The organism is Rhizobium sp. 01T417, assembly GCF_056398905.1.
Genome location: NZ_JBFTQH010000056.1, coordinates 1 through 15,390, shown reverse-complemented (window position 1 = coordinate 15,390; position 15,390 = coordinate 1). Strand labels below are relative to the sequence as shown.

The window sequence follows — 15,390 nt, the reverse complement described above, 5'->3', positions numbered from 1 at the left end:
AGCCGTTTCTTACAGGCGTGTCCAGGTCTGCGATTTGCAGAGCACGTTGAGGACGCAGCCTTTCATCTTCAGTGAATTTCCGAAAATATTGCCGGATCCGCTATAGGTTTTGTCGTTGGCTGGATCGGTGATCTGGCCGGTATAGGTAACACCGCTTCCTGCGAGAATGCCGATCTTCTTGCCGGCATACCTGCCGGATTTCAGCACGATGCAGTAGCTGCCGCCGCAAGATGCAATCTGGGCCGTATCGCCCGCAGCTGTCTTCCAGTTGCCGACGATCGGTTCGTCAGCAGAAGCTGCCCCGGCGGCAAACATCAATGCGCCAGAGAGAATAAGTGTTCGGATCATTCGTTCCTCCCTAATGTCCAGGCGCGAAAATATATGACGCGAACGTAAACGTAAATGTGTTTTTCACTGCTTCAGGCGAGCGTTTTTGCAGACCGACAGCGGCGAAATCTTCCGTTCTGGGCATTTGATGCTGATTTCGTGGTGAACGGAAGGTTGATTTTCAGATCTGAATATTCCGTAAAATTGTGTCGAAAATCCTTAATCCGCAAGGGATCCGATGTTTAACAAAAATCCAATTTTACCAAGCGTTTGCACTTTGTTTGTCTCAAATTAATCATGCATTTTAGGCGTTTTTTGAAAGCGCATCGGCATAGTGGATCCATCAAACGAGCGGGGCAAACCCGCCGAACCGAAGGGTACTTAGAACCGCGATAGACGGCAGGTCTCCGGAGGTAAAACAGGGCAAGTCGATAACAGGCAAAACAGGGATAAACCGATGGCACGTTTTGAAATGCACAATGCTGAAATGGCCACCATGGGTGGCGAGAACAACGCCGACATCTTCTGCGAAATGGGTCTGATGTATGCGACCGGCCGCGGTTGCGCTGTCGATCTGGTCGCCGCTCACAAGTGGCTGAACATCGCAGCGATCAAAGGCAACGACCGCGCCGCCGAGCTTCGGGCTGACGTTGCCGCAGGCATGGACAAGATGCAGATCGTGGAAGCGCTGCGCGCTGCCCGCGAATGGATGACGATCCACTGAGAACCGTTTGCCCGCAAAGGCGCGGGCAAGATCGATAACAACCTCAAAAGGGGGCTGGCGCGGTGCTCGGACGCGCCAATGCCAGGACATCAACCGCGACCGGCAGGAACAAGGCTGGCGCGGTTCCTTGCGTTTAACCTAATGTCTTGAGTACCTGCGGCAGGGCTTCCTCGAGAAGCGCCATGTCAGCTTCCGGTCCAACGCTGACGCGGATGCAGCGGTTGAGCGGGGCAACGCCGGGCATGCGAATGAAGACGCCGTGCTGCATCAGGCCATCGACAATGGCACGGGCATAGGTGCCGTCACGTCCGGCGTCGATCGCAACGAAATTTGTGGCGGAGGCGAGCGGAACGAGGTTGTTGGCCTTGGCGATGGCGGCGATCCGGTCGCGCGCGCCGTGGATGCTGGCCACGACCTCGGCGAGATAGGCTTGGTCCTTGAGTGCCGCCAGTGCAGCGATCGTGGCCAGTCGATTCATGCCGAAATGATTGCGGATCTTGTCGAATGCGCGCGCCGTACCTGATGTCGAGATGACATAGCCGACCCTGGCGCCCGCCAGGCCATAGGCTTTCGAGAAGGTGCGCGTGCGCACAACATTCGGCAAGTCGATCAGCGCGCTGATGGGGGGCAGCGATCCCACCGGGCCGGTTTCGCTGTAGGCCTCGTCGAGAATGAGCATCGTGGTTTCCGGTAGCGCACGGGCAAAGGCGACGGCACTGTCGGCATCCCACCAGCTTCCCATCGGATTGTCCGGATTGGCGAAATAGACCAGCGGCGCGTTCTCGCGTTTGACGGCTGCGAGGAGGCCGTCGAGATCTTCGCGATCGCTGGCATAGGGCACGGTCACGAGCCGCCCGCCGAAGCCGGCAACGTGGAAATTGAACGTTGGATAGCCGCCGAGCGATGTCACGACGGGTGCGCCCGGCTCAATGACGAGCCGTACGATCTGGCCGAGCAGTTCGTCGATGCCGCCCCCTATCGCGATGGAGTCGATTCCGACGCCCAGATGGTTGGCAAGTGCTTCCCTGAGCTCGTAGTTTTCAGGATCGTTGTACTTCCATATCTCGCCAGCCTGGACGCGCATGGCTGCGAGTACGGATGGGGCAGGGCCAAAGCCATTCTCGTTGGCGCCGATACGCGCCTTGACCTGAAGGCCGCGCTGACGCTCGATTGCTTCTGGGCCGACGAACGGAACGGTGGAGGGAAGGGCGTTAGCAAGCGGCGTGAAGCGCGAGAAGGCGGACATGCTGGGGCAATTTCCTGGATGCTGTGAAAATTCGTACCGACAATAGGCCCCGCTGCCGCCAAGGCAAGAAACATTATTCCCCGGTATTCACGATTTACATCCGCACAATTCCGCGGGCTTCGATCGCTTCCATGTTGCCAATCATGAAGTCGGCGCGCAATACGCGGCGCAGCACGTCGGGCTCGATCGTATTGATGAAGCGGACGCCGATAYGTTCGTTGTTGCGATAGGTTTCCGCACAACCGATCCGATAGGCAAGGCCGAGAATGTTAAGGTAGTAGTGCTTTGGCAGGCCCGCGGTGGATGACACGACAAACGTAGCGCCACCCTGCGAGATATCGACGATCTCCGCACTCCGGACGGAGATGCCGGTAAGACAGGGCCGAACCGCAACGATCCGGGCGGGGCGCCTTACGTTGAATTTTTCCCAGCGCGTCTCGTAAACCGCGGATTTCACGGTTGCAAGGTGTGTGGCACGAAGCATCGACATTCCGCGTTTCCCTGAACCAAGGTAATCCCGGTCCTCTTCAATTGAAGCCTCACACGAATGCCTTGCACAATTGTGAACGAGGAAAATACAATTTTAGCGATGCGGCCATTTCCGCCCGCTCGGCCAGCTGGGGCGAACATCTTCTCGCGTCGAGTAGCGAATGGATCGCCGGACCGTAGTTGTCGCGAAATGTCATCTAACTCTTTGTCGATTTGCACGTTTGCCTAATTGTCGGCGGCGCACAGCGCTTCAAAATTGCAGAGCGAGGAAATCACAATGGTTGATGTCAGAGTTCCGTCGAAGTCGTGGGTCGTCGTTTGCGATGGTGCCAAGGCATTGATGCTGCGGAACGCAGGCGATGCGGAATTGATGAACCTCAAGGTTGAAGAAACCCTGAGTCAGCCAAACGAACCGGACCGCGAAATAGGCGCAGACAAACCGGGTCGAACGCACGCGGCCGATGGGCAGAGTGCCAGTGCCGTTGAGCAGACGGACTGGCACGAGCAGGCCGAGGCAAAGTTCCTGAAGCTGGTAGCCGCAAAGATGGAGGTGCTGGTGCGTGAAAAAAACGCGCGTCGCATCATTTTGGTTGCGCCGCCAAAGGCGCTCGGTACGCTGCGAGCCAACCTATCGGCCGATGTTCAGGCTGCAGTTTCGGCTGAGGTGCCGAAGGATTACATTAATCTGCCGGTCGACCAAATAGAGCGGCACCTAGCTTCTTGACGCAACCTCCTACGGCCGCGGCGCACCGCCACCAGGGAAGCGGCGGTTTCGCAGACAAGATGCAAGAGCAATACATCGAGGCTAAGATTCGAAATTCAGCCTTAAGACGTGATGCAGGAATTCCGGGTTGATCAGCATGTTGAAGCTGATCGTCACGAGGTCGCCCTCGCGCTTGACCACCGTCGAGCCGATCTCGTCGTGGATGCCGAGGATTTCGAGGAAGAAGTGGTTCGGGACCTCGAGGCTCGGATTGACCTCCAGCACCGCGCCGGCAAGCGTGATCGTGCGGATCAGGCAGCGGACCTGCGTTCCCGTGCTGAGGTGATGCCCAACGAAGATGATCTTTCCGGGGCGGTCGAGCGAAAACTCCCGGTAAGCCTGCTCGGGCTGCTCTGTGTCGAGGTGCATCTGAAAGGCCATGGTAGCCTCCGCTTGTTGTACGCTTCGAGATTAGCGCAAGATTGCTGACAACTTCTGAATGACGCCCTACAATCCGAAGCTTATGCCTGTCTGGAGATCAAAATGGCTCGTTATTAGACAGGGACGGGCCTGCTTGGCATCGCTTGACAGTTCGCCGCCGTTCAAGCATATCGAACTTGGCTCGAGGCGCCTGCCGCTCGCGGACGACAAGTCCATGGTGAAGTACTCGATAGGATCAGTCGCAGCCAATTGGTGCATGCTGACTGCAGGCAATGCGAGCACCCTTGTACAGGTCGAAATGGCATGCCTTCCGAAAGGCTGAATCCGTGACCACCGCATATCCGACAATCGAAGAATTGAAATCGCAAGCCAAGCGCCTCCGCCAGGCCATGGAAGCGCGCGGCACCGCGATCTCTCATAGTGCCGCGCTGGAACTCATTGCCCAGCAGCATGGCGTGCGTGATTGGAACACGCTCTCCGCACTCGCCACCCGGCCGAACGAGGAACCGATCGCCGCCATCTCCGTAGGCTCCCTGGTGCGCGGCCGCTATTTGAACCAGCCGTTCACCGGCAAGGTCCTGGCGCTTGCCGCTCAACCGGGCGGCGGGCTCCACAAGATCACCATCCACTTCGACGAACCGGTGGATGTCGTGACCTTCGAGAGCTTCTCCGCCTTCCGGCAGCGCATCAACGCGCAGGTCGACAGCAATGGCGTATCTCCGCGCAAGACCTCGAACGGCGTCCCACATCTCGTGCTCGAGATTTAAGTGGCCACTTAGTGTGCGCAGTGTTGGCGGCAGTTGATGGAGGATTGGACCAGCAACACGCTGCCGCGCCGTGATTTCGCCTACGCCTTCAGCAGCCATTCGTGCTCTGGCTGGTTGTGGAACTTCCATACCCGCTTCGGGCCGGCCATGACGTTAAGATAGTAGAGATCATAGCCGTGGACGGTGGCGCACGGGTGGTAACCCTTCGGCACCAGTGTCACGTCGCCATTCTCCACCGCCATCGCCTCATCGAGCGACCGATCATCGGTATAGACGCGTTGGAAGGCGAAGCCCTGCGGCGGGTTCATGCGGTGGTAATAGGTCTCCTCCAGCAGGCTCTCGTTCGGCAGATTGTCCTGATCATGCTTGTGAGAAGGGTAGGAGGATGTATTGCCGTTCGGCGTGATGACCTCGACAACCAGCAGCGAATGAGCGGAGTTGTCGTCCTCGGGCATGATGTTGGTCACGAGGCGAACATTCGAGCCCTTGCCGCGCTGGAATTGCGGGTGCACGCCGGGCGGGATGAGCTTCGCCTTGTAATCGCCGCCGCCAGGCGCCGAGCAGACGGCAAGTTCGAGATCGGTTTCCGCCGTCACCGACCAGCTTGTGCCAGCCGGAACATAGAGCGAGTGCGGCGCACCCTCGAATGGGCTCATGCGCCCGCCGACCGAACCGAAATCCTCTCCAGCGGCGGTCGCCTTGCCTTTGCCGGCCACCCAGACGAGGCAGACTTCACGGTCGCTTGCGGCGCCGGAGACGGTCTCACCCGGCTTCAGCCGATGCATGTCGAAGCCGACATAAGTCCAGCCGGCGGTGTCGGGCGTGACGTGGGTGACGCGACCGCTGTCACCCTTGGGCTTTACGAGAAGGTTCGGCATGAACGTTTGTCCTTCATTCCACATCAAGGCGCTTCAACGGGCGTGTTATCCCTTCGGAAATCCTTCGGTTTCCACCGTGTAGCCAGCGGCCGTCATCACCCGCATCAGTTCGGCGTGACCGATCTCCGCCATCTTCTGCGGCGGCGCCTTGCGCGGATCCTGTTCTGCCTCGACGACGAACCATCCGTCATACCCGTAACCGGCGAACCGCTTGACAATGGCGCCGAAATCAAGCGAGCCATCGCCGGGTACCGTGAAGGCGCCGAGCGCTACCGCATCGAGGAATGACTGCTTGCTGCGGTCGAGCCCGTCGACAACGGCTTTGCGGATGTCCTTGACGTGGACGTGGTTGATGCGGGCGTGGTGGTTATCGATGGCGCGCAAGACGTCGCCGCCGGCGAAAGCCAGGTGCCCGGCGTCGAGCAGAAGGGGAATGCCTTCGCCCGAATTGCGCATGAAGGCATCGAGCTCCGGCTCGGTCTCGACGACGGCCGCCATGTGGTGGTGATAGGAAAGCGGCATGCCCTGCTCGGCGCACCATTCGCCAAACTGCGTGACCTTGCGGGCATAAGCCTTCATCTCGTCGTCGGAGAGGCGCGGCTTGGTGGCAAGCGGCTTGGAGCGGTCCCCCTGAATTGAACGGCCAACCTCGCCATAGACGATGCAAGGCGCGTTGACGGCTTTGAACAGCTCGATCATCGGCGCAATGCGCTCCTTGTTGGCGGAAAGGTCCTCGTCGACAAGCGTGCCGGAGAACCAGCCGCCGCAGAGCGTCACGTCGGCGGCGCGCAGGATCGGCAGCATCTCGGCCGGATTGTTCGGAAAGCGGCGGCCCTGTTCCATGCCGGTGAAGCCGGCGCTGCGCGACTGGCGCAGGCATTCTTCCAGGGATACGTCGTCGCTGAGCTCAGGAAGATCGTCGTTCCACCAGGCGATCGGCGACATGCCAAGTTTGGCCTTCATCAATAGTCTCCTCAAAGGCATTTCTGGAAGAGCGGGACCGCTCTTCCGAAAATTAAAACAGCCGGTTAGGCGATACGCTGATCGGCGCGCGCCTTGACGTAAGCCGCATGCGCCTTGTTGACCTGTTCACGCGGGCTGACTTCAGGGACAGCAACGTCCCACCAATAGCCCCCAGCTTCCGTCGTCATCAGCGGATCGGTGTCGATGACGAAAACCGACGTACGGTCGTTCTTTTTTGCGTCCGCGATCGCCTTCTCGAGCTCGGCGATCGATGCGACTTTCACCGCGACGGCGCCCATACTCTCAGCATGCGCCCGGAAGTCGATCTCGGGCATCACCTCGTAGTGCGCGTCCCTCAGCAGGTTGTTGAAGTTCGCGCCACCGGTCGCCATCTGCAGCCGGTTGATGCAGCCGTAGCCACGGTTGTCGAGCACGACGATGTTGAGCTTCAGGCCGAGCATGACCGACGTCGCGAGCTCGGAATTCAGCATCATGTAGGAGCCGTCGCCGACGAGGACGAAGACTTCCTTCTCGGGCTGCGCCATCTTGGCGCCAAGGCCGCCGGCGATCTCGTAGCCCATGCAGGAGAAGCCGTATTCCATGTGGTAGCTGCCGGGTGCCGTCGCCGGCCAGAGCTTATGCATCTCGCCCGGCAGACCGCCGGCGGCGCAAAGGCCGATTGCCTTTTCGAGGTCGATCGTGCGCGTAACGGCGCCGATCACCTGGGCGTCGGAGGGCAGGGCGGCATTGGTGCTCGCCATCGCCTTGGCGGCCGCCTCCACCCAGACCTTCTTTTCCCGTTCGGCCTTTTCCGCCAGCACGGTCGGTGCTTTCCAGCCGGTAAGCCCGCTCGAGACCGCCTTCAGACCTTCGCGCGCATCGGCCACCAATGTCTGGCCGTCGTGCTTTGCGGCATCGTAGGCGGCAATGTTCACGCCGAGAATTTTCAGCTTCTCGTTCTGAAACAGTGCCCAGGAGCCGGTCGTGAAATCCTGGCAGCGAGTGCCGACAGCGATGATCAGATCTGTTTCCGTTGCAATCGCATTGGCCGCCGATGTCCCTGTGACACCGACCGAGCCAAGCGCCAGCGGGTGCCGCTCGTCGATCGCCGACTTTCCGGCCTGCGTGACCACGACGGGGATCCGGTGTTCCTCCGCAAATGCCGTCAGTTCCTTGGTTGCTTGGGAGTAAAGCACGCCACCGCCCGCGATGATGACCGGCTTTTCGGATTTCTTGATGAGAGCGATAGCGTTCGCCAACTCATCGGCATCCGGGCGCGGACGGCGCATGGTCCAGACGCGCTCCTGGAAGAAGCTTTCGGGATAATCGAAGGCTTCCGCCTGCACGTCCTGGCACAGCGACAGCGTAACTGGGCCGCAATCGAGCGGATCAGTCAGCACCTGCATGGCACGCTTCAGCGCCGAGATGATCTGCTCGGGGCGCGTGATGCGATCGAAATAGCGGGAGACTGGGCGGAAAGCGTCGTTGGCTGAAACGGTGCCGTCGCCAAAATCCTCGATCTGCTGCAGCACCGGATCCGGTGCACGGTTGGCAAAGACGTCGCCCGGCAGGAAGAGAACCGGAATGCGGTTGACGTGGGCGACACCGGCGGCCGTCACCATGTTGAGTGCACCGGGGCCGATCGAGGTCGTGCAGGCCATGAAGCGTTGGCGGAAATTCGCCTTGGCATAGGCAATCGCCGCATGGGCCATGCCCTGTTCGTTATGGGCGCGATAGGTCGGCAATTCGCCACGCACTTGGTATAGGGCCTCGCCGATGCCGGCGACGTTGCCGTGCCCGAAGATCGCCCAGACGCCGCCGAAGATCGGCACCTTCTTCCCGTCGACTACTGTCATCTGCTTCTTGAGAAAATGCGCAACGGCCTGCGCCATCGTCAATCGTACAGTCTTGCCCATGGGGCACCTCCCAAATGCTCTAATTAATGTAGGCCGCGGGTTTTCAACCAGGCCTCGGTCAATTGGCGGAAGCGTCCGGCCATATCTGCGATCGCTTCTTCATCATTCAACTTGCCGGAAAGCCAGCCGCGGGCTGCCTCGGCAAAAATCGTGCGGCCGACGGCGAATCCCTTCACGGAAGGAGCTGCCAGCGTCGCCTCGAAGCCTTTCACCAGCTCGTTGGCCGGCGCTTCAAGGCCGAGCAACACGATGCCGCGGCACCAGGGGTCGTTCTTGGCGATCACGGCATCGATTTTCTTCCAGGCGGCCGTCGAAGCTTGAGGCTCGAGCTTCCACCAATCCGGTTTGATGCCGAGCGCATAGAGTTCTTCCAGCGCCGTCGAGATCGCATCATCGGTCAGCGGTCCGTTCTTGCTTGCGATGATTTCGACGAGCAATTCGCGGCCAACCTTGCGGGCGGCTTCAAAGAGCGTCCGCAGCTTTTCCTGCTGCTCGGTCTTCAGGGCTGCCGGATCGTCCGGATGGTAGAAGCACAGGCACTTGATGCAATGATCGAGAGGCCATTCCGCAAGCTGCGAGCCGATGTCCTGGCTGAACTCGAAGCGAAGCGGTTTGGAACCCGGCAATTCCACCGGGCGACCGATCCATGCGAAGTTCTTGGTTGCCGCATCGAAGAAGGCGTCGCGTCCGAAGCGCTCGTCGATCAGCATGCCGTAACCGTTGCGGCCATCCGCGACACGGGCGGCGGCTTCTACCGCAAGGCGCTTGAAGGCGACGATCTTCTTGTAATCTACGCCGAGTTCGTCGCACACGCTGGTGAGCTGCGACCGGTGGTCGATGGCAAGCGCCATGAGAAGCGGAATGTCGCCCTTGCGCGTCGAGGCCCAGTGAATGTGATTGATCGCTTCGTCCTTGCGCAGCGCGCGATGCTTGCTGCCGTGCTTCAGAAAGTAGTCGAGCTCCGCCCAGGTCGGATATTCCGGCGAGCAGAGCAGGCGGGAGACGGCGAAGGCGCCGCAGGCGTTGGCCCAGGTGGCGCAGGTCTTCAGCGGCTCGTTCTTCAGCCAGCCGCGCAGCAGGCCTGACATGAAGGCGTCGCCGGCGCCGAGCACGTTGAACACCTCGATGGGGAAGCCTTCGCCGACGATGCCGTCTTCCAGATTGTCGCTGATCGGACCGTCATAGACGATGCAACCCATCGCACCGCGCTTGAGGACGATCGTTGCCGGCGACAGGCGGCGAATTTCCTTGAGTGCGCCAAGGACGTCGTCGGCGCCTGACGCAATCAGGATTTCCTCTTCCGTTCCGACAATCAGGTCGCAGTCTGGAAGCGTTTCCTTCATCTTGGAGGAGACACGGTCCGACTTCACATAGCGCTCAAAGCCCTCGGCATGGCCTGCGAGGCCCCAGAGATTCGGCCGATAATCAATGTCGAAGATTACCTTTCGGCCATTGGCCTTGGCGATGCGGATGGCCTTGCGCTGTGCGGCTTCCGTGTTCGGCCGGGAAAAATGCGTGCCCGACACCAGCACGGCGCGCGACGACTTGATGAAGCTTTCGTCGATATCACCTTCATCGAGCGCCATGTCGGCACAGTCCGCGCGATAGAAGATCATCGGCGATACGCCTTCGGCTTCGACGGCGAGGAGCACCAGCGCCGTCAGGCGCTCCTTGTCGGTCTTGATGCCTTTCGTCTCGACCCCTTCGCGCGCAGATTGCTCAATGATGAACCGGCCCATCTGCTCGTCGCCGACGCGGGTGATCAGGCCCGACTTGAGCCCGAGACGGGCTGTCCCGATGGCGATGTTCGCAGGGCAACCGCCGACAGACTTGGCAAAAGAACCGATATCCTCAAGGCGCGAGCCGATCTGTTGCCCATAGAGGTCGACCGAGGAACGCCCGATCGTGATCACGTCAAGCGACGGTTCTGGCTGCGAGCCCGGGTTCGGTTGTGCCATGATGTCCTCCCGCTAGATTTTCGGCTACGGCTTGACGCCTGCTGATTGCGAGCAATGAAACATCGGTTCCGTATTGTTGTCAATTCGGAATATTTGTTCCATTTTTCATTTAGTCGATTTTGCGTGGGCTCGCTTGCGCCGCCGCTCGGCGATCGCCACCGGAATTGCCATTGTCAGGGCCATCGAAGCGGAAAGCGAGCGGAAGCCGGCAAAGTCTGCCTCCGCCACCTCGAACCAGCAGGTGGCGCAGGCGGCGAGGGGCGAAAAGGCCGAATCGGTGATGGCAACGACAGGCACGCCACGATCCGCCAACGCTTCCGCCTGGCTGAGGCTGTCGGCGGCATAGGGAGAGAAGCTCGCTGCGATTGCTGCATCCTTCCCCGTCGCGAACTGCACCATTTCCGGATCGACGCCATTTGGCGATGCGACGATCTGGTGCCGAATGTTCAGCTTCGAGAAGGCGTAGGTCATATGCGCCGTCAGCGGATAAGAGCGTCGCTTGGCGATCAGGTAAATCGTCTCGGCAGCCGCGAGGATATCGACTGCCTTGGTAAACGTATCCGTCTGGACGGTAGCCGCCAGCCGGTTGACCGATTGGCTCGCAGCCGAAATGAAACCCGAAAGCAGGTTGGCGTCCTCGTCCTCGCCGCTTGCCTGCTCCAGCGTCACCAGTCGCTCTTCATATGTCAGCGTTCGGTCACGCAGGCGTTCGCGAAAGATGCTCTGCAGGTCCGAAAAGCCCTCGTAGCCAAGATGATGGGCCAGACGCACCAGGGTCGACGGTTGCACGTCGGATGCCGCAGCGATGCTTGCCGTCGTGCCGAAGGCGATTTCGTCCGGGTTGCCGAGTGCGAAAGCTGCGACCTGCGCAAGCCGCTTCGGCATGTTTGCTTTCCGTTCGATGATGATGCTGCGCAAGCTCTCGAAGTCGCGAGGAACCCTGGCGGGTGTTTTGCTGTCACTGTCCATGCACGCTGTCCATTGAACGAAATAAACATTCCATATTTATGAGCATAGATGATTTTCATTCGGGAGCCCAATTGTTTTTATTCTATTGAAATCCAAGTGTTTTGAACAGTTTTTTGGAGCCGGGCGGCAAAAGTGCGCGAGAAAGGCCGCTTGTCAAAATGATCTAAATATTCCAAAAATCCGCCCGACATCTGGAGGAGATACAATGAAAGCACTGGGAATCGGCCTGATCGGCACTGGCTATATGGGCAAGTGCCACGCACTCGCATGGAATGCGGTCAAGACCGTATTCGGCGACGTCGAACGCCCGCGCCTGGTCCATCTGGCCGAAGCCAATGCCGAGCTTGCCGAGAAGCGCGCCTCCGAGTTCGGCTTCGAAAAGGCAACCGCCGATTGGCGCAGGCTGATCGCCGATCCCGAAGTTGATGTCGTTTCCGTCACCACGCCGAACCAGTTCCACGCCGAGATGGCGATTGCCGCGCTCGAAGCGGGGAAGCACGTCTGGTGCGAAAAGCCGATGGCACCGGCTTATGCCGATGCCGAACGCATGCTGAAGACGGCAAAGGCCTCGGGCAAGATCGCCGTTCTCGGCTACAATTATATCCAGAACCCCGTCATGCGGCATATCAAGGCACTGATCGAGGAGGGGGCGATCGGTGCGGTCAATCACATCCGCGTCGAGATGGACGAGGACTTCATGGCCGATCCCGATGTCTTCTTCTATTGGAAGAGCGAGCTTTCCGCCGGCTACGGCGCGCTTGATGATTTCGCCGTGCACCCGCTGTCGCTGCTCTGGTATCTGTTCGGTCACGTTGAGGCTGTCATCACCGACATGGTAAAGCCCTACGCCAGCCGGCCGTTGAAGGAAGGCGGTCGCCGCGAAGTCGAGAATCACGATGCGGCCAATGTCCTGATGCGACTTGGCGGTGGGATCTCTGCGGTGCTGATGGCAAACCGCGCCGCTTGGGGGCGGAAAGGGCGAATCGCGCTGCAGATCTTCGGCTCGAATGGCGCCATTACTTACGATCAAGAGCGCATGAACGAATTAGAACTCTATCAGGCAGAAGGGCGCGGCTCGGAGCAGGGCTTCCGCAAGATACTCGCCGGCCCGGCGCATCTGCCCTACGATCGCTTCATCCCGGCGCCTGGCCACGGGCTCGGCTTCAACGATCTGAAAATCATCGAATGCCGCGAACTGATCCGCGCAATTTCCGGTGAGCCGTCGTCGATCGTGACATTCGAAGACGGTCTTAGGATAGAGAAGTCCGTTCACGCCATGGCACAGTCATTCCACGAGCGCCGCTGGATCGAGATCGATTGAGGTCTGTCCGCTTCCGGTTGACGGCGCTGGAGGCAGGGGATACCCCTTTTCTGGAACGCGCGGCTGCATGCTGGGAGTGAAAACGTGACGGACAGACTGGTGATCATCGGCGCGGGGCAGGCGGGCTTTGCATTGGCCGCGAAACTGCGTGCGCTCAAGGATATGCGCCCAATCACCATCATCGGTGCGGAAGACGCGCTGCCCTACCAGCGGCCGCCACTCACGAAGAAGTACCTGCTTGGCGAGATGACCTTCGATCGACTGCTGTTCCGGCCGGAACACTGGTACCCCGACAACAATGTCGAGATCAGGCTTTCCACGTGGGCGGAGCAGATCGTGCGTGACAAGAAGCAGGTCCTGCTACAGGACGGTTCAGCGCTCGACTACGGCACGCTGGCGTTGACGACCGGCTCCACGCCGCGCGCACTGCCTGCGTCGATCGGCGGGGATCTCGAGGGCGTTTATGTGGCGCGTGACAAACGTGACGCTGATCTGCTTGCCGATGAAATGCGGCCCGGTCGCCGGGTCCTCATTATTGGTGGTGGCTATATCGGACTTGAGGCAGCTGCTGTCGCCCGTCACCGCGGTCTCGAGGTTACCGTGATCGAGATGGCTGACCGAATCCTGCAGCGCGTCGCTGCCAGGGAGACGGCCGACATCATGCGGGTGATTCATGAGACACATGACGTTGTCATCCGGGAGAAGACCGGGCTCAAGCATCTTGTCAGCCATGAAGGCAGGGTTGTCGCTGCCGAACTCTCCGACGGGTCCACGATCGAGGTCGATTTCGTCATTGTCGGCATCGGCGTCGTCCCGAACGATCAACTCGCCAAGGAGGCGGGTCTCGAGGTCGCCAACGGAATCATCGTGGATGAATTCGCCCGCACGTCCGATCCGTCGATTTTTGCCGCGGGTGACTGTGCGGCCCTGCCGTGGCAAGGCGGACGCATCCGTCTCGAATCGGTGCAGAACGCCGTCGACCAGGCAGAAGCCGTCGCCGCCATCATCGCCGGCGGCAACGAAGCATACGATCCCAAGCCTTGGTTCTGGTCGGATCAGTATGACGTGAAGCTGCAGATCGCCGGCTTCAACATGGGCTATGACGATACAGTCGTGCGTCCAGGCTCGCGCGACGGCGCCCACTCGATCTGGTATTTCAAGAATGGGGCGTTCATCGCCGTGGATGCCATCAATGACGCCAGGGCCTACGTCAGCGGCAAGAAGATGCTGGAATCCGGGATCAATCCCGATAGGGCGATCATTGCGGACGCATCTACCGATCTCAAGCAACTGCTGAGCTGAGGCCGGCGGCCTCGGCATCAGGTGAAAAAGCCGAAAAAGCGCTTGCGTCACCTGTCGAATGACTCTATCAGGCTCCCACCGGAGAGGTGGCCGAGTGGTCGAAGGCGCTCCCCTGCTAAGGGAGTATACGTCAAAAGCGTATCGAGGGTTCGAATCCCTTCCTCTCCGCCACCATGATCATTGTCCGACCCGGACACATAGGTCACAATCGGTACCTAAGACATCGGTGACAACCTCGTGCCGAACGGGTTGTCGATTGTTTGCAATGTCCTCTGTTCGAGGTCGATATATCCGAGATCATAGCGCAGGAAGCTGACGAGCCAAATGCCGTCGTCGACTTCCTTGAGGCCGAGCTTCTGGCCGGCCATGACGGTGAGATGTTGATCTTCTTGCGATGGATGCACAGACGGCCGCAATTGGTGACGATGGCATCGCGGTCGTGGAAGGGGTAGCTGATCTCGGGCAGCCCTTCATAGGCGCGCGCCGAGGTCTGGTAGACTTCGGCCGGCACCTTCATCGACAGGGCCTCGTGCGGTCTTTCCGTGTTGAATTCGCTGATGAATGCGTCGAAGCGCATCTGCTGCTGCAGGATATTGCGTCCCGGCGGGCGGGTGGCTTCCTTCTTCAGCGTCAGATGCATGCGCTCATGGCGGCCGTTCTCCTGCGGATGGCCGGGGCGGATGCGCTCGAAGACGATGCCGAGCCTCAGCCACCAGACCGACAGCTTCGAGAGATTGTAGAGCCCGTTCGGGCTGGCGAAGGGCAGGCCGTTGTCGGAGCGGATGGCAAGCGGCAATCCGCGTTCGGCAAACACCCGCGCGAAGGCATCGAAGACGCCGCGTTCACGGGTCGTCTCGAAGGCCTCGCAGCACAGGAGATAGCGCGATGCCTGGTCGGTGATCGTCAGGGGGTAACAATATCGGCCGTCGCCCAGCTTGAACTCGCYCTTGAAGTCGGCGCACCACAGATCGTTGGGGCCGCCGACAGCGCCGTGCCCATGGCCTTGTTCGCCCGGTTCCTCTTACGGGCCTGGCTCACAAGGCCGTACCGGTCGAGCACCGCATGCACCGTGCTTCTCGCCGGGATGCGCACGTCGCCGGCCAGACGGCGCACCAGAAGCTCGCGGATCTTGCGCGCCCCCCAGTGCGGCTTCTCCTGTTTGCAACGAACGATCATCGCCTCGACCGGTTCGGGCAACTGGTTGGCATAGCGCACCGGCCGCCGGGACCGGTCCGTCAGGGCCTCCAGCCCGTCCTCCTTGCAGCGATTGAAGATCTTGTAGCCGGTCTTGCGCGAGATCCCGAACGACCGACACACCTCGCTCATACCTTCGCCCTCCAGCAAACGGGCGACAAATCGAAGACGCTCATCCATGACCGAAGTCTC

At 60.1% G+C, this 15,390-nt stretch carries 14 protein-coding genes, 1 tRNA gene and 1 pseudogene; 6 read left to right on the top strand and 10 right to left on the bottom strand.

Going from position 1 to position 15,390, the window contains the following annotated elements; all coding sequences use genetic code 11:
• Positions 1-9 precede the first annotated feature (9 nt).
• On the bottom strand, positions 10-348 hold the full coding sequence (locus tag AC1DPR_RS29265; RefSeq protein WP_113471050.1) for a DUF2147 domain-containing protein: 339 nt from the start codon (positions 346-348) through the stop codon (positions 10-12).
• 436 nt (positions 349-784) lie between these two features.
• On the opposite strand from AC1DPR_RS29265, the gene AC1DPR_RS29260 reads away from it, so the two are divergent.
• Positions 785-1,051, top strand: coding sequence for a sel1 repeat family protein (locus AC1DPR_RS29260; protein WP_018857454.1), 267 nt, complete (start codon positions 785-787; stop codon positions 1,049-1,051).
• A 133-nt stretch (positions 1,052-1,184) separates the two neighbouring features.
• On the opposite strand, the gene AC1DPR_RS29255 is transcribed toward AC1DPR_RS29260, so the two are convergent.
• Both AC1DPR_RS29255 and AC1DPR_RS29250 read right to left on the bottom strand, forming a co-directional pair.
• Positions 1,185-2,297: a pyridoxal phosphate-dependent aminotransferase gene (locus AC1DPR_RS29255; RefSeq protein ID WP_113471051.1), complete on the bottom strand. Its 1,113-nt coding sequence runs from the start codon at positions 2,295-2,297 to the stop codon at positions 1,185-1,187.
• A gap of 94 nt (positions 2,298-2,391) precedes the next feature.
• Positions 2,392-2,787, bottom strand: coding sequence for a PilZ domain-containing protein (locus AC1DPR_RS29250; RefSeq protein ID WP_477817751.1), 396 nt, complete (start codon positions 2,785-2,787; stop codon positions 2,392-2,394).
• Between the two features lie 276 nt (positions 2,788-3,063).
• Between AC1DPR_RS29250 and AC1DPR_RS29245 the strand changes: the two genes are divergently transcribed.
• Positions 3,064-3,510 (top strand): host attachment family protein, encoded by a 447-nt coding sequence (locus AC1DPR_RS29245; protein ID WP_112642824.1) that lies wholly within the window; start codon positions 3,064-3,066, stop codon positions 3,508-3,510.
• An 81-nt stretch (positions 3,511-3,591) separates the two neighbouring features.
• Here the strand turns inward: AC1DPR_RS29245 and AC1DPR_RS29240 are convergent, their stop codons facing one another.
• A complete protein-coding gene (locus AC1DPR_RS29240; RefSeq protein ID WP_062374651.1) occupies positions 3,592-3,918 on the bottom strand; it encodes a hypothetical protein in 327 nt (108 codons plus the stop codon).
• Positions 3,919-4,256: 338 nt separating this feature from the next.
• Here AC1DPR_RS29240 and AC1DPR_RS29235 point away from each other — a divergent pair, with 338 nt between their 5' ends.
• On the top strand, positions 4,257-4,697 hold the full coding sequence (locus tag AC1DPR_RS29235) for a glyoxalase superfamily protein (RefSeq protein WP_025659877.1): 441 nt from the start codon (positions 4,257-4,259) through the stop codon (positions 4,695-4,697).
• A gap of 80 nt (positions 4,698-4,777) precedes the next feature.
• Here the strand turns inward: AC1DPR_RS29235 and iolB are convergent, their stop codons facing one another.
• The 5 genes from iolB to AC1DPR_RS29210 all read right to left on the bottom strand — a co-directional run bounded on the left by iolB (position 4,778) and on the right by AC1DPR_RS29210 (position 11,381).
• Positions 4,778-5,575: a 5-deoxy-glucuronate isomerase gene (iolB, locus tag AC1DPR_RS29230; RefSeq protein WP_112666441.1), complete on the bottom strand. Its 798-nt coding sequence runs from the start codon at positions 5,573-5,575 to the stop codon at positions 4,778-4,780.
• 45 nt (positions 5,576-5,620) lie between these two features.
• Positions 5,621-6,538: a myo-inosose-2 dehydratase gene (gene iolE, locus AC1DPR_RS29225; protein ID WP_113471052.1), complete on the bottom strand. Its 918-nt coding sequence runs from the start codon at positions 6,536-6,538 to the stop codon at positions 5,621-5,623.
• A 65-nt stretch (positions 6,539-6,603) separates the two neighbouring features.
• On the bottom strand, positions 6,604-8,454 hold the full coding sequence (gene iolD / locus AC1DPR_RS29220) for a 3D-(3,5/4)-trihydroxycyclohexane-1,2-dione acylhydrolase (decyclizing) (protein ID WP_477817750.1): 1,851 nt from the start codon (positions 8,452-8,454) through the stop codon (positions 6,604-6,606).
• Positions 8,455-8,477: 23 nt separating this feature from the next.
• Positions 8,478-10,412, bottom strand: a complete 1,935-nt coding sequence (locus AC1DPR_RS29215) for a bifunctional 5-dehydro-2-deoxygluconokinase/5-dehydro-2-deoxyphosphogluconate aldolase (protein WP_113471054.1) — start codon at positions 10,410-10,412, stop codon at positions 8,478-8,480.
• 105 nt (positions 10,413-10,517) lie between these two features.
• Entirely contained in the window at positions 10,518-11,381 is an 864-nt protein-coding gene (locus tag AC1DPR_RS29210; RefSeq protein ID WP_113161292.1) for a MurR/RpiR family transcriptional regulator, read from the bottom strand.
• 205 nt (positions 11,382-11,586) lie between these two features.
• Here AC1DPR_RS29210 and AC1DPR_RS29205 point away from each other — a divergent pair, with 205 nt between their 5' ends.
• From AC1DPR_RS29205 to AC1DPR_RS29195, 3 genes are all read left to right on the top strand, one after another.
• Positions 11,587-12,702 (top strand): Gfo/Idh/MocA family protein, encoded by a 1,116-nt coding sequence (locus AC1DPR_RS29205; protein ID WP_113471055.1) that lies wholly within the window; start codon positions 11,587-11,589, stop codon positions 12,700-12,702.
• An 84-nt stretch (positions 12,703-12,786) separates the two neighbouring features.
• Positions 12,787-14,004: an NAD(P)/FAD-dependent oxidoreductase gene (locus AC1DPR_RS29200; RefSeq protein WP_477817749.1), complete on the top strand. Its 1,218-nt coding sequence runs from the start codon at positions 12,787-12,789 to the stop codon at positions 14,002-14,004.
• A gap of 80 nt (positions 14,005-14,084) precedes the next feature.
• Positions 14,085-14,175, top strand: a tRNA-Ser gene (locus tag AC1DPR_RS29195).
• Between the two features lie 44 nt (positions 14,176-14,219).
• Here the strand turns inward: AC1DPR_RS29195 and AC1DPR_RS29190 are convergent.
• Positions 14,220-15,390 (bottom strand): annotated as a pseudogene (locus tag AC1DPR_RS29190) (helix-turn-helix domain-containing protein); the annotation flags it as partial.